Origin of the sequence: Chitinimonas sp. BJB300, assembly GCF_002735695.1 — a bacterium.
Lineage (GTDB): Bacteria > Pseudomonadota > Gammaproteobacteria > Burkholderiales > Chitinimonadaceae > Chitinimonas.
Genome location: NZ_PDZH01000017.1, coordinates 34,255 through 48,397, shown reverse-complemented (window position 1 = coordinate 48,397; position 14,143 = coordinate 34,255). Strand labels below are relative to the sequence as shown.

Sequence of the window (14,143 nt, the reverse complement as noted above, 5' to 3'; positions counted from 1 at the left end):
GTCTTGGCACCCCAACCGTTGCGTTGATTGGTAACGCTGTTTGTCTTGGGTGCACCGGGTGGATAGCCAAGATGGTGGTTCATCTCGGCAGCCAGTGCCCGTTGGATCAAGGCTTTCTTCAGGGCTGCCGTAGCGGTATTGATGGTCTGAGCCGTCATGGGCTCGTTGCCGAATTGTTCCAGCAGTTCGGCGGAAATCGAGGGCAAGGCTATGGGCTGGGTTTTCTGTTTGCGAGGCATACATTCTCCTTGGGAGCATGATATGCCCTGAACACGAAATTACTGACAGGCCCACGATTTCGCAGGTAAACACATGCTTCAGGCTATCTCATACCACTCAAGACGAGATCGATAGCAATGTTCGTTTCTAAAAGCTGAAAAAACAGGAAAATAAAAATAACTTTTTCTAATCAAATAGATATGGATAAATAAGTTGGTAATTTCATTACGGGATTTTGTACTACGTAACCTACAAAAAGTTACTACACAGCCTTCTGTATAAATTCGCTAGCTGTGTGGACAACTCTGGTTTCAAAGTAAAGGGGAAAAAACAGCCACAAACCATGCACAACCCCTGTTTAGCTCTGTCCACAAGGCTGAAAATCTGTAATCTGCTGTTTTTATTACGGAATTCGAGTTTTCCACAGAAATGTGTAACCCTTATCTATCTACTACCAAACATTACTTACTAAATTCATTGATATAAGTGTCACTTCAAAATCCGCTTCCGTACCATTTCTCAAAACAGCTCCGCACCAAAATCGCTATTCCCTCTACAAATGGGAATCTACACACCAAATTTACGGTACTTAAGCAGCTCTCACAGACACCAATCACCGACCCATTCTGGTAGCTAAAGTAAAAATGCTTTCTCTATTGGCCAAACCGTACAAACACCAACCTTTAAACTGAAAGTGAAGTTCTATATCACTCAAAAAGGTGCCAAAGTAGCTCACACAAATGAGATAACCGCCTCTACAACGTAAAGTTGAAATGCGCTGATAAGCCCAAAGTACAAGGAAAATCAGTGTAATGAAGCTGAAAAACCGTGCCTCACGGCTAGCCGTTGAGCACTAAAGACCGCGCTAAGAGGCAACTACATGGATAATGCTGGCTTTTGCAACACACAAATTGGCCGTTTTGGTAGCTAAATACGTGTGTTTTGCTATGTTGCAAACCAAAAATCAGTAAAGAAATTTTCAATTTTGTGTAGTGCAATATTTAGATGAAAGCTTATGACAGAGAGCAGCACCGCCACTGTAGACAACAAGACTGAAGCAGCCCTGCTGACTGATTACCTGGAAGCACAACGCGCAAGCTTGGTCACCACAGATGGCAGTTATGCGGTATCGGTACACGGTGAAATTATCGTCGGTCAACGTGTAGTGCCTTATCACCTGGTGCCAGATGAAGGTTTCCTTGGGAAAACCAGTAAATGGCGCAAACTGGATATTGGTGAACGTTTTGCGCTGTTACAGGAACGTTGGAACGATGTAGCCAGAGCTAAGCTGGAAGCCCAGCTGCAGAAATGTGCTGAAACCGTTGTTGCTACCGCACATGAATACGAACTGGACCCAAATAGCGCGCTGCACGCTCTGATAGCCAAATATGAATTGGCACGTGTTCGTTGTACGCTGGCTCTTGACCGAATCAATGCGGCCAAAGGCAATCGAGCCGAAACACAGCGCGCGGAAAAGACTCGTGATGCGGTAAATCTGTCGCTTTATCCAGAATCATTTACTGTGGCCCAAGGTATGAAACGGCATTTCATTGCTGTTTTAGGGCCTACAAATTCCGGTAAAACACATGCGGCAATGGAGCACTTAACCGTAGCAAAATCAGGGACTTACCTTGCACCATTACGCTTATTGGCGTTAGAAAACTATACGCGCCTGCAAAATTCAGGCGTAGCAGTAAGCCTGATTACCGGCGAACAACGTAAGTTGCACCCTGAAGCGACACACGTGGCCAGTACAGTGGAAATGCTTAATCCAAACCGCGTGATAGACGTCGCGGTAATCGATGAAATCCAATTGTTGGATGATCCAGACCGTGGTGCTGCATGGACAGCTGCGGTATGCGGTGTTCCTGCGAATACCGTGTATTTGCTGGGTGCATTAGAAGCAAAAGAAGCCATCCAGTCATTGGTAAAACGGGTTGGTGGAACGTTGGAAATTCGCGAATTGCAGCGAAAATCACCGTTGGAAATGGATAAACAACCCCTTGGCTCATTGAAAAACCTGAAACCAGGTGATGTACTGATCGCGTTTTCACGCAGGGAAGTGCTGAACTGGCGTGATCAGGTAATTGCAGCAGGCTTCAGTGTGTCTGCAATCTATGGCAGCCTTTCACCAGAGGTTCGCCAAGCCCAGGCTGAGCGGTTTATCAACGGTGAAACACAAATCGTGGTGGGAACCGATGCAATTGGCATGGGTCTGAATACACCTGCCCGTCGAGTGATCTTCACAACGTCGAATAAATGGGATGGTTATGCCGAAGGTATGATCGCTGCACCACTGGCCAAACAGATTGCAGGCCGTGCTGGGCGTTTTGGTGAACATGCAGCTGGCTTTGTCGCTGGGCTGGATAGCTACACACATAAGACCATCTCGGCTTTATTACGGCAGAAGCCAGAGCCATTGCCTGATAGCGGTTTTTTTGTAGCGCCTAATTTGGATTATTTGCAGCAAATTGCCAAAGCAACCGGTGAAAGCCGCTTGCATGCGCTATTGGAGCTGTTTACCAAACACATCAACGTGCATGATGAATTTTTCCTGCCGTCTAATTTGTCGGACCAAATGGAAAAAGCACGTTGGCTTGATACGTTGCCATTAACTCTGGCTGATCGTTTTACGTTGAGCCTTTGCCCTGTTTCGACCAAAATTCCATTGCTGGAACAAGCACTGCAGGGTTGGGCGAAATGTCGTGCCAACAAACGGGTAGCCAATGTGTTGCAATTGGATGGTTACGCTGGCCGTAATGAGCTGCAGTTTTACGAAGACAGCTGCAAACGCTACGCTGCATACGCATGGTTGGCCTATCGCATGCCTGATACTTTCCCCGATGGCGATATGGCGCAGATGATGATGCAATCGACATCGGAAAAGATCGACAAACTATTGCAGGTACAGAATACCCGTCAACGCCTGGGTAAACGCCCGGAACAGGCAAGACGTGGTGGAGGTGGAAAATTTGGCCACCGCAGTTAGTATCTGTTTTGAAATGGTTTTTATGATTTTTCCTCTTTCCCCATTAGCCAGACCCGCATGAAGACACCGAAGAGATTAGAACCCCTTATTGAAGATGGCTTGGTGGACGAAGTGCTGCGTCAGTTAATGAGCGGTAAGGAAGCCAAGGTATATGTGGTGCGTTGTGGCGACGAAGTACGCTGCGCCAAGGTATACAAGGAAGCTAATCAACGTAGCTTCAAGCAAGCAGCTGCCTACACAGAAGGCCGTAAGGTGAAAAACAGCCGTCAGGCGCGTGCTATGGCCAAGGGCAGCAAATATGGCCGTGAAGTGCAGGAAGAAGCTTGGCAAACTGCTGAAGTTGATGCGCTTTACCGGTTGGCCCATGCTGGTGTACGTGTTCCAGAGCCCTATATTTGCTTTGAAGGTGTATTGCTGATGGAGCTGTTGACGGATGCCAACGGTAATGCTGCACCTCGTTTGAATGATGTGGAAATGAGCGAAGCATTGGCGCTTGATTACCACCAGCGGTTGCTACAGCAAGTGATACTGATGCTGTGTGCGGGTGTTGTGCATGGTGATTTGTCCGAATACAACATCCTTGTAGATGCAGATGGCCCGGTAATTATCGATTTGCCACAAGCAGTAGATGCAGCAGGAAACAACAACGCAGGTCAGATGTTGCAACGCGATGTGGATAACTTGCGTACTTATTTCAGCCAATTTGCACCTTCACTGGCAAAAACCGAGTTCGGTAAGGAAATCTGGGCGCTTTATCAGGCGGGTACATTGACGCCGGATTCAGTGCTAACTGGACGGGTGAAGCGTGATACGCGCCCAGCCGATGTACCTGCAGTGCTGCGAGAGGTGGAAACCGTGCGTAAAGAGGAAGAAGATCGCCGTCGCTACCTTGCCGAGTCCCGCGACAACTAAAGCCTTTGCGGGGCAACTGTGAGGCAAAGAGCACTATGTTTACTGACGCCACAGGTATGCAGATTTCTGTAACCGAGGTTGTATTCAGTATGATTCGTGCGCAAGGTCCCGGTGGACAGAATGTGAATAAAGTATCCAACGCGGTACCTCTGCGTTTTGATATTCGTGCTTCTTCCCTGCCGGACTTTGCTAAAACTGCGCTGTTAACGCTAAACGAACGACGCGTTTCAAAAGCAGGGATCATTGTTATCAAGGCCCAGGGGCATCGAAGCTTGGAACTTAACAAAGCCGCAGCGTTAGCAAGATTGAACGTATTGCTGCATGACGTTACACAGCTTGATAAACCGCGTAAGGCGAGTAAGCCTAGTTATGGTTCGAAGCAACGCAGGCTTGCCGGGAAAGCCTTACGTGGGCAGACCAAAGCCTTACGGAGCAAAGTGCAAGATTAGCGTACGCCTCTAGGCAGGTATTATCGTCCTGGCGTGATCAACGATAGTCCCCAGATATTTTTCGAATGGCTGGTGTGTAGGTAACCAGGCTTCAAAATCCGTTACCGACATCGGTGCTGCAAGCAGATAACCCTGAATTTCATCGCAACCTGCTTCACACAGCATTTCCCATTCAGCGGCAGTTTCTACGCCTTCTGCGACAGTGTGCAGACTCAACGTTTGCGCCAAAGTAATAATCGACTGCAATAGCATTTTCCCTCGTTTGCTATGGCCGGCATTTGCGACAAAAGAACGATCGATCTTGAGCTCGCTGACCGGCATATCCTGTAGATAAGCCAGGGTGCAATTACCCGTGCCAAAATCATCCAGCGAAAGCTTAAAGCCCAATATATTCAACGCCCGCATACTGCTGACAGCCAATTTCGGGTTTTGCATGACCTCGCTTTCGGTAATTTCCAATGTCAGCAGTTTTGGGTCGGCGCGGCTGTTGATCAGAAATTCGGCCATATAGACAGGCAGGTTTGGATCGGCTAGGTCGGCGGCGGATAAATTCAACGAAAGGTAGAGGTCTAATCCCTGTTCCTGCCATTGTTTAGCCAGTTGCAGTGCCTCCGCCAACATCCAGCGGGTTAATTCCACAATCAAGCCGGTTTTTTCAGCAAAAGGCAGGAATTGGTTAGGGGAGATCAACCCATGTTCTGGGTGTTGCCAACGCAGCAGTACTTCTGCACCACTAATCTTGCCGGTTTGGCTAAAAGCCTTGGGCTGCAGAAAGATCGTTAGCTGTCGTTCCGCAATGGCGGTACGGATAGCTGAAAACAAGCTAAGTTGGAAAAGCTGATCACGCTCAAGTCCGGGATGATAAATTCGTGCACATTGCTTCCCCTGTTTCGCCGCTTCCAGCGCTATTTCTGCTTGCCGCATCAAGACTTCCAGATCGGTGTTCTCCCGCGAATTATGAGCCCCGGCGCACCGTAAACGTATGTCTAATGGTTGGCCTGCAACGCTGAAGGATTTACGGCTTAGGCTGCTGGCTAGTATTGCGAGATTATTCTCGCTAGGTTGCTCGTTCAGCAAAGCGGCAAATTGCCGGTTGCCTACACGTGCGAGCAACACCGCCTTACCCAATTGTTGTTTCAGGCGTTGCCCTGCTTCATACAGTACCTGGTCTCCACTCTCATAGCCCAGCGTACCGTTGATGGTGGAAAAATCAGCGATTTCAAACATCATCAAAGCATGCTGCTGCTGAGGGTGCCGAGCCAAGATCTGATTGCCACGCAGCAAGAAGCAGGCGCGATTGGGTAAGTGAGTTGCTTTGTCGATCAGGGCTTGTTGTTCGCGTTTTTTTCTCAGTTTAGCGGTGCGACTGGCCACTGCCAGCGCAAAAATACAGGCTTGCGCCAGCAGAGCTGTTTGCCGGCTAAGAGGGGAGCGTAACCAGTCGGGGAAAAATCCAGCCGCTTGCAAATGGCTTATCAATTGATCCAGCCAAATTGGACTGCCGGTCATGCGAGGCACCGACAACAGTAACAGGCTGACCCAGGTCAGAATGACAGGTGACCAGCCGGCAAGATAAAGCCATCCGGTACGCCCATCTCGCCGAGCCAGACAAACCAAACCGGGTAGGAAAGTTACCAACAGAGTTAGTAGCGCCACGAGGTTGAAGTAATTGATAACCAGCGGAAACAGCGCTGGTACAAAACCAAGTAGGGTCAAGCCCAGTATCAGGAGACTTAATGATAATTGGCAGCGATACAGCCGGGGGCTGATCTGAGCCAGATTGCAAAACTGGATTGAAAAGCGAAGCCCAAAAAAGAGGGTAAATCCGTAGCTGGCCAATAACAGATTTTGGCTGAACAGGGGATAGCGCAATGCCAATTCAGTGGGGCTGATGGCATGGCCGGTGAGCATGGCCCAGAAAACGGCAACTGCGAGTGTGAAGCCGCTGTACCAGCCAATCATGTTATCTCGCATGGCGCGGGCGAATAAGGCGCTCACAATCCCCATGGAAAGCAGCAAGAAAAGCAAGCTGGTGCGGAATTGGGTTTCGACAGTCTCTTCGGCAAGAAAGGTGGTTGGGTCGGCTAGCTGTACCTGGATTTCACTGCGGACGGGAAGGTGCGCATAAAGTTGCACCAATGCTTCGCCCTGAGCATTCAGAGCTAGCCCTGCACTGCGAGAACTGCGCCAAACCACTGAAGCTGCCGCTTGGCCGGCATGTGGGGAGAGGCTGGTAATGGTGGACTGCACTATGCCTTTTAACGTGAGCCACCGCGGGCTGTAATGCTCGTTAAGCTTAACGTGTATCTCACAGTGCTGTTTTTTGGTGAGATCCCCTTCTAGCATGTAGAATCGACCGCCATCTTCCAGGCTTTTCCAAGCCGGTTGATCAGGCAGACAGCGATAGCGCATAGCGCTATCGGCTGAATTAGCAAACAGTGCCAACACAGTAAGCAGCAGTAGGCCTAGGCTGCGAAGCGAAAAAACAGGGCGCATGACGTGAATCCACTCAGAGATAGCTTTGTGTTGCACCGCTAACCCCGGGTTTACTAGGAACCTGTTGAGAATCTGAAGCGGAAACGCCATATATGTCTTCCAGGTATCCCAGAAAGACTTCAGGTGTTGTGCGCTAAGCAATGTGTATCACGAGGTTTGTGAAATGGATAAAACCTCGTTTGGTCCGATTTGTTTATTGTTGTGGGGCCAAACTATGAATATGAACGGTTCAATAGTTTTACTACGCGTTCTTCATTAGGGCACCTGTACCACAGTGCATCCCGATTTCTGTACTGTGCTTTAATTTTTAAGTCCTTTGCTTTGAGCAGGCGTTTGGATCACATTGAACCTTGCTCCGCCATGGCGGCCAATAGCTCGGCCTGATGCTCGGCTACCAGTGCATTGGTCAACTCGAACAAATCACCATCCATGGCGTAATCGAGTTTGTATAGAGTGAGATTGATACGATGGTCGGTGATACGGCCCTGTGGAAAGTTGTAGGTACGAATCCGTTCGCTACGATCACCAGAGCCTACTAGTGATTTGCGTATAGCAGCTTCTTTGGCGTGGGCTTCGCGTTCTTGTTTGTCTTTGATGCGGGCAGCCAGAACTTGCATGGCACGGGCTTTGTTCTGGTGCTGGGAACGGCCATCCTGGCATTCCACGACCAATCCGGTGGGGAAGTGAGTAATACGGATTGCTGAATCGGTCTTGTTGATATGTTGGCCGCCGGCACCGCTGGCGCGGAAGGTATCAATACGGATATCGCTGGCATTGATATTGACTTCCTCCAGTTCATCCGCTTCTGGCATGACGGCAACAGTACACGCCGAGGTATGGATACGTCCCTGTGTTTCTGTTGTGGGTACGCGTTGAACGCGATGGCCACCGCTCTCAAATTTGAGTTTCGAATACGCCCCTTGGCCTTGAATACGCGCAATGACTTCCTTGAAGCCGCCCAAATCGCTCTCGGAGGCGGAAACAATCTCCACCTGCCAGCGGTTGCGCTCGGCGAAGCGGCTATACATGCGAAATAAATCGGCTGCGAACAGCGCTGATTCGTCACCGCCGGTGCCCGCGCGGATTTCCAGGTAGATGTTGCGCTCGTCGTTGGGATCGCGAGGCAGTAATGCCATCTGTAGTTCGATTCCCAGAGCTTCGATACGGGCAGCACCATCTACCAATTCGGCTTCGGCGAGCTCTTTCATATCGGGGTCCGCAAGCATTTCGCGTGCAGTAGCCAAGTCAGCTTCGGTTTGGCAGTAGCGCTGGTAAAGTTCGACTACCGGGGTTAACTCGGCATGCTCGCGACTCAACTTACGAAAGCTGTCCATATCGCGGGTGGCTTCCTCGCTGGCGAGCAGGTGGCCGACTTCTTCGAGCCGGTCGGCTAGTTGGGCGAGTTTGTTTGCGATGCTGGGTTTCATGGTGTTTGCTGCTGGTAGATGTTCGGATTGTGCCGCGATGTTGTTTGTATGTTAGCGGCTAGGGGCGTAATGCCGTGTGGGGTGGACAATATCGAGGTCTAGCTAGGTGGGTATTGGCCTCGAACTTACCCTAAATCAAGCCATGGTATGGTTGGTATCGCTATTCCTCGTCGTGCAGATGGTATAGCTGACGGACAGCATTTATCAGGTCGCCATGTTGCCCTGCATCAGCTTGGTTCAGCGCAGCCAGCGGGGCATGCAAAAATTTTTTACTCAGACTCAGGGAAAGCGATTCGAGTACGGCAGCGGGGTTTTCACCCTTGGCAAGCAACTTGCTGGCGCGTACCAACTCATGGCGACGTAGTCGCTCTGCCTGGTCTTTTAGTGCTCGTATGGTTGGCACCAAGGCGCGGTTATCCAACCACTGCATGAATTCTTCGGTATGCCGTTCGATAATTACATCTGCTTCAACCACGGCTTGTTGCCGTTCCTCGCGGCCCTGGCGTATTACTTCAGCTAAGTCATCGACGGTATAAAGGTAGACATCGGGTAATGCGCCAACCTCGTTTTCCACATCGCGCGGTACCGCCAAGTCAACCATGAATATAGGCCGATGTTTGCGTACCTTGATCGCGCGCTCAATAGCACCCAGACCCAGTATGGGCAATTGGCTGGCAGTGCTGGTGATAACGATATCGTATTGAGGCAGCCTATTTGGTAACTCAATCAGGGTGAAGGCGTCGCCGCCTATTCTGCTGGCTAATGTTTGACCTCGTTCGAGTGTACGGTTCGCTACCGTCATACGCCTTGGTTTGCGTGCCGCGAAGTGTGTCGCGCAAAGTTCGATCATTTCACCCGCACCAATAAACAGGACATGCAAGTCGGCGATATCGGGAAATAGCCGTTCGGCCAATTTTACTGCTGCTGCAGCCATGGAGATTGAATTGGCACCAATGGCTGTGTCGGTACGGACTTCCTTTGCAACTGAGAAAGCTTTTTGGAATAAGCCATTCAACGAAGAGCCAAGTCCACCCGCTTCCTGTGCCTCACGTACGGCATCTTTGAGTTGCCCAAGGATTTGGGTTTCTCCCAGCACCATTGAATCTAATCCCGCTGCAACACGGAATACATGCCGGACGGCATCACGATCGGGCAGGCGATATAAGTACGGCGTTATTTCCTCGGACTTAAGCTGGCGGGATTTCGCTAACCAACTTAACAAGGATGTTTCATCTTTTACGGTGGCATACAGTTCGGTGCGATTACAGGTGGAAATGATCGCTGCTTCACCGATACCGTGAATCGCCACTAATTCGGCTACTGCTGGTCCAAGCTCATGCTGTGCAAAAGCGAGCTTTTCCCGCACAGAAATCGGTGCAGTCTCATAGTTGAGGCCGAGGGTAAACAGCGACATGCGGGGAAACGAGCCGAAGAAGGGACCTGAATTTTACCTCAGTGCATGCCTTCTCAGCCAGAAAGGCTTGTTCGACAAACACTTGGTTTTAAAAGCAAAAGCCCAACCTAGTTGGGCTTTTGCTTGTGGGGATACCACTTACTTTGCATTTATCTTGAACAAGCGTGTCAAAGGAATAGTGCTATTTGGGCCAAACCAGCGCTCAAATATCTTACTTGCTTCGCCCGTTTGCTCCATGCCTACGATGATTTTGTTAACTTCGTCGACAAGGCGCTTTTCGCCTTTACGCATGCCAATGCCGTATACCTCAAGTGACACAGATGCATTGGGAATTTCGAAATCGTTCTTATTGGGCATCTTGTTATAGAGGCCAGCCAGGATAGGTTCATCGGTGCTGAAAGCATCGATTTCGCCTTTTCCAAGCGCTACAAAGCCTTGATCGGGCCCAGGGAACAGTACCACTTTCGCGTGTGGCATTTCACGGCGTAACTGTTTTTCTGAAGTGGAACCACTAATCGTACCGATTGTTGCATTGGTTAGATCTTCAATGGCCTTGATTTTCCCTTTATGGACGATAAATTTCTGGCCTGTGACAAAGTAGCCATAGCTGAAATCGATCAGCTTTTCGCGTTCGGCGTTTTTGGTCAGCGTGGCGATAACCACATCGACATCTTTTGCCTGCAGTTTGGGGATGCGGTCTGCAGTACTAATGTCTTTAATCAGCACCTTTACACCCATCTGCTTAGCAATGGCGACGGCGAAGTCCACGTCGTAGCCAGTGTAGGTCTGCTTTTTTGTATCCAACTGAGCGAAAGGTGGATCAGAGGTCACACCGACCACAAGGGTACCCCGTTTCTTGATTTCATCAAGATCATCAGCCAGGGCTGTTCCGAGCAAAGATATTCCTAGAATAGCGGACAGCAGAAACTTTAGTTTCACGGTGATTCTCCAGAGGTAGAGATGGGCTGAAAACGCAAGAAGCATTATAGCCCTATGCTATCGGCATCGTTCGTAGGGCCATGATGCTAAAAAAAGCCCCTGACTTGCAAGGGCTTTGAAATTTCTCTAATTACCGTTTGGTTTGCGAGCTAAAGCTCGAAAGCCAATATCACGGCGAAATTGCATGCCGTTGAATTGAATCTGGCTGATGACATCATAGGCAAGCTTCTGAGCCTGTTTGACACTGTCACCCAGCGCAGTGACGCACAGTACCCTACCGCCACTGGTAGTGATGGCTCCGCCCTGTTGGGCGGTGCCCGCATGGAAAACAAAGACATCCTCGGCCTGCTGTGCTGGCAGCCCATGAATCACATCTCCTACCTGCGGAGACTCGGGGTAACCGCCCGCAGCAAGTACAACGCCTAGCGCCACGCGGCGGTCCCACTCTGCCTCGGCTACATCCAGCGTGCCATTCACTGCATGCTCTAAAAGACCAACCAAATCCGACTTTAGCCGCGCCATGATGGGTTGGGTTTCCGGGTCGCCCATGCGGCAATTAAACTCGACCACATTGACCGCACCATCGTCCGAGACCATAAGGCCCGCATAGAGAAAGCCGGTGTACGGGAGACCATCTTTGGCCATCGCGGAGATAGTGGGGGCGATAACTTCGCGCATAGCGCGAGCATGCACTGCCGGGGTTACCACCGGTGCTGGTGAATAAGCGCCCATCCCGCCTGTGTTTGGACCGTCGTCATTGTCCAAGAGTCGTTTGTGATCCTGACTGCTGGCCAATGCCAGTATATTCTTGCCATCGACCATGACGATAAAACTGGCTTCTTCGCCTTTGAGAAAATCCTCAATAACGACGCGTGCACCAGCATCCCCCATTTTGTTATCAAGCAGCATGCTGTCGATTGCGGCATGAGCTTCCTCTAGAGACATGGCTACGATCACCCCCTTGCCTGCCGCCAAGCCATCCGCTTTGATTACGATCGGTGCGCCACGGTTTTCCACATAGGCGTGGGCTTGGGCAGCATTAGAAAAGGTTTGGTACTGCGCGGTTGGAATACCATGCCGCGCCATGAACGCCTTGGCGAAATACTTCGATGACTCAAGTTGTGCGGCACCTTTGGTCGGGCCAAATATTTTCAAGCCAGCATTGCGGAAGGCGTCGACAATACCGGCCGCAAGTGGGCCTTCTGGGCCGACGACGGTTAGAGCGACGTTTTCTCGTTTCGCGAATTCAACCAACTTAGCAATATCAGTGATGGGTACATTCGTTAGACCTACTTCGCGGGCCGTACCGGGATTACCGGGTGCCACAAAGACTTTGCCAACACGCGGCGATTGGGCAATTTTCCAGGCCAGTGCGTGTTCGCGGCCACCGGAGCCGATAAGGAGAATGTTCATTGCTTTACCTCGATTGGGGCAGAAGATGCGGGGTAAAGCATGTGTACGCCTCGCATTTTATACCTCCATGTTTCATGTGAAACCAAGTGTGCCGTTAAGAGACGTTGTGCTTACAACCAATGTGAAACCAAAAGGTGTGCTAGTGATAACCGTATGAGAACAAAAGCATAGCGCTAGCTTACCGAGTATGTTGGAAACGGTATGGGAATTTCGCATTCCGTTGTACCGTTACCAAGCATCGATTGGTTTTAGTGCCGGAAATGGCGCACGCCGGTAACTACCATGGCAATGCCATGTTCGTCTGCTGCGGCAATGACTTCTTCGTCACGCATAGAGCCGCCCGGCTGGACGATAGCTGAAACACCGTTTTCGGCGATCACATCTACCCCATCGCGGAACGGGAAAAAAGCGTCGGAAGCGCAAACGGACCCCTTCAGCTCCAGTCCACCATGCTTGGCTTTGATGGCGGCGATTTTAGTTGAATCGACCCGGCTCATCTGGCCAGCACCTACGCCGAGTGTTTGACCATTAGCACAAAAGACGATGGCGTTCGACTTAACGAACTGGGCTACACGCCATGCGAACAGCAGGTCTTTCAGTTGTTGCACCGTGGGCGCTTTCTTGGTCACAACCTTGAAATCGGCTTTGGTGATGCGATGGATATCGGGTGTCTGTACCAAAAGACCGCCCCCTACGCGTTTGAGGTCGAAGTGGTTACCGCCAGCTTGTAGCGGCACTTCCAGTACCCGCACATTTTTCTTGGCGGCAATGATGCTCTTGGCTTCTGAACTAAAGCTTGGTGCAATCAGTACCTCCAGAAACTGGCCGGTAACGGCTTCAACAGTAGCGGCATCGACTTCACGGTTGAAGGCGATGATGCCGCCAAAGGCTGAGGTGGTATCCGTGGCGAATGCCAGTTTGTAGGCAATCAGGGTATCGGTCGCAATTGCTACGCCACAGGGGTTGGCGTGTTTGACGATGACGCAGGCTGGCTCATCGAATGCTTTGACGGCTTCCCAGGCAGCATCTGAATCCGCAATGTTGTTGTAACTGAGCTCTTTACCTTGCAGTTGGCGATAGTTGGCCAAGCTGCCGGAGGCCGGGTCGAGGTCACGATAGAAGGTGGCGCTCTGATGTGGATTTTCGCCGTAACGCATATCCTGCACTTTTTCGAACTGCAGGTTCAGGCGTTGCGGGTAGGCCAGTTTTTCACCGTCATCGGTAAGGCCGGTCAGAAAATTACTGATGGCACCATCGTAGGCTGAGGTATGGCTGAAGGCTTTCTTTGCCAGATTTCGGCGGGTGATGGGGCCAAGACTGCCGCTATTGGCTTGCATCTCATTGATGAGCGCACTGTAGTCGGCGGCATCGGTAACGATAGCGACAAAGGCGTGGTTCTTGGCGCTGGAGCGCACCATGGCTGGGCCTCCGATATCGATATTTTCAATAGCATCGGCAAAGCTGCAGTTAGGTTTGGCAATGGTGGCTTCAAACGGATATAGATTCACGCAGACCAAGTCGATATTGCCAATACCATGTTCTTGCATGGTGGCTACGTGTTCGGGCAGGTCGCGCCGACCCAGAATACCGGCATGAATCTTAGGGTGTAGTGTTTTTACCCGGCCATCCAACATTTCAGGGAAGCCGGTGTAGTCAGCGACTTCGATGACCTTCAAACCGGCATCGGCCAGTAGCTTGGCTGTACCGCCGGTGGAAAGTATCTCCACGCCAAAGCCAGCCAGAGCCTGGGCGAATTCAAGTACGCCGGTTTTGTCGGAAACGCTGATAAGGGCGCGCTGGATTTTGACCATGGTGGTTGCTCATATTGCTAAGTAGTTGATAAACAAAATTTGCTACCAGTAGCCTAGGCTGCTGGTTTGAATAA

At 50.6% G+C, this 14,143-nt stretch carries 9 protein-coding genes and 1 pseudogene; 3 read left to right on the top strand and 7 right to left on the bottom strand.

From position 1 onward, the window contains the following. A pseudogene (locus CSQ89_RS04735) lies at positions 1-239 on the bottom strand (IS256 family transposase); the annotation flags it as partial. 995 nt (positions 240-1,234) lie between these two features. Between CSQ89_RS04735 and CSQ89_RS04730 the strand changes: the two are divergent. From CSQ89_RS04730 to arfB, 3 genes are read left to right on the top strand one after another with little or no spacing between them, the layout of a single operon-like run. Then, positions 1,235-3,208 carry a helicase-related protein gene (locus tag CSQ89_RS04730; RefSeq protein WP_099405036.1) on the top strand — a complete coding sequence of 658 codons (1,974 nt, stop codon included), beginning with the start codon at positions 1,235-1,237 and terminating at the stop codon, positions 3,206-3,208. A gap of 57 nt (positions 3,209-3,265) precedes the next feature. After that, positions 3,266-4,120 (top strand): PA4780 family RIO1-like protein kinase, encoded by an 855-nt coding sequence (locus CSQ89_RS04725; RefSeq protein WP_099405035.1) that lies wholly within the window; start codon positions 3,266-3,268, stop codon positions 4,118-4,120. Positions 4,121-4,155: 35 nt separating this feature from the next. Continuing rightward, on the top strand, positions 4,156-4,569 hold the full coding sequence (gene arfB, locus CSQ89_RS04720) for an alternative ribosome rescue aminoacyl-tRNA hydrolase ArfB (protein WP_233202963.1): 414 nt from the start codon (positions 4,156-4,158) through the stop codon (positions 4,567-4,569). Between the two features lie 9 nt (positions 4,570-4,578). Here the strand turns inward: arfB and CSQ89_RS04715 are convergent, their stop codons facing one another. The 6 genes from CSQ89_RS04715 to purH form a co-directional block, all read right to left on the bottom strand. Continuing rightward, positions 4,579-7,065 (bottom strand): putative bifunctional diguanylate cyclase/phosphodiesterase, encoded by a 2,487-nt coding sequence (locus CSQ89_RS04715; RefSeq protein ID WP_158228905.1) that lies wholly within the window; start codon positions 7,063-7,065, stop codon positions 4,579-4,581. 338 nt (positions 7,066-7,403) lie between these two features. Next, the gene (gene prfA / locus CSQ89_RS04710) at positions 7,404-8,492 is read right to left on the bottom strand and encodes a peptide chain release factor 1 (protein WP_099405033.1); all 1,089 of its coding nucleotides are present in this window, start codon (positions 8,490-8,492) and stop codon (positions 7,404-7,406) included. Positions 8,493-8,652: 160 nt separating this feature from the next. Further along, a complete protein-coding gene (gene hemA / locus CSQ89_RS04705) occupies positions 8,653-9,906 on the bottom strand; it encodes a glutamyl-tRNA reductase (protein ID WP_099405032.1) in 1,254 nt (417 codons plus the stop codon). 138 nt (positions 9,907-10,044) lie between these two features. Next, a complete protein-coding gene (locus CSQ89_RS04700) occupies positions 10,045-10,890 on the bottom strand; it encodes a transporter substrate-binding domain-containing protein (protein WP_099405031.1) in 846 nt (281 codons plus the stop codon). Between the two features lie 81 nt (positions 10,891-10,971). Further along, positions 10,972-12,258: a phosphoribosylamine--glycine ligase gene (gene purD / locus CSQ89_RS04695; protein ID WP_099405030.1), complete on the bottom strand. Its 1,287-nt coding sequence runs from the start codon at positions 12,256-12,258 to the stop codon at positions 10,972-10,974. A 248-nt stretch (positions 12,259-12,506) separates the two neighbouring features. After that, complete coding sequence (purH, locus tag CSQ89_RS04690; protein WP_099405029.1) at positions 12,507-14,069, bottom strand: bifunctional phosphoribosylaminoimidazolecarboxamide formyltransferase/IMP cyclohydrolase; 1,563 nt, start codon at positions 14,067-14,069, stop codon at positions 12,507-12,509. Positions 14,070-14,143: the final 74 nt, after the last annotated feature.

What these genes read in the sequence shown, in the direction of transcription:
- purH (WP_099405029.1), bottom strand. Translation starts at nt 14,069, where the DNA reads ATGGTCAAAATCCAGCGCGCCCTTATCAGCGTTTCCGACAAAACCGGC.
- prfA (WP_099405033.1), bottom strand. Translation starts at nt 8,492, where the DNA reads ATGAAACCCAGCATCGCAAACAAACTCGCCCAACTAGCCGACCGGCTC.
- CSQ89_RS04715 (WP_158228905.1), bottom strand. Translation starts at nt 7,065, where the DNA reads ATGCGCCCTGTTTTTTCGCTTCGCAGCCTAGGCCTACTGCTGCTTACT.
- CSQ89_RS04700 (WP_099405031.1), bottom strand. Translation starts at nt 10,890, where the DNA reads ATGCTTCTTGCGTTTTCAGCCCATCTCTACCTCTGGAGAATCACCGTG.
- hemA (WP_099405032.1), bottom strand. Translation starts at nt 9,906, where the DNA reads ATGTCGCTGTTTACCCTCGGCCTCAACTATGAGACTGCACCGATTTCT.
- arfB (WP_233202963.1), top strand. Translation starts at nt 4,156, where the DNA reads ATGTTTACTGACGCCACAGGTATGCAGATTTCTGTAACCGAGGTTGTA.
- purD (WP_099405030.1), bottom strand. Translation starts at nt 12,258, where the DNA reads ATGAACATTCTCCTTATCGGCTCCGGTGGCCGCGAACACGCACTGGCC.
- CSQ89_RS04725 (WP_099405035.1), top strand. Translation starts at nt 3,266, where the DNA reads ATGAAGACACCGAAGAGATTAGAACCCCTTATTGAAGATGGCTTGGTG.
- CSQ89_RS04730 (WP_099405036.1), top strand. Translation starts at nt 1,235, where the DNA reads ATGACAGAGAGCAGCACCGCCACTGTAGACAACAAGACTGAAGCAGCC.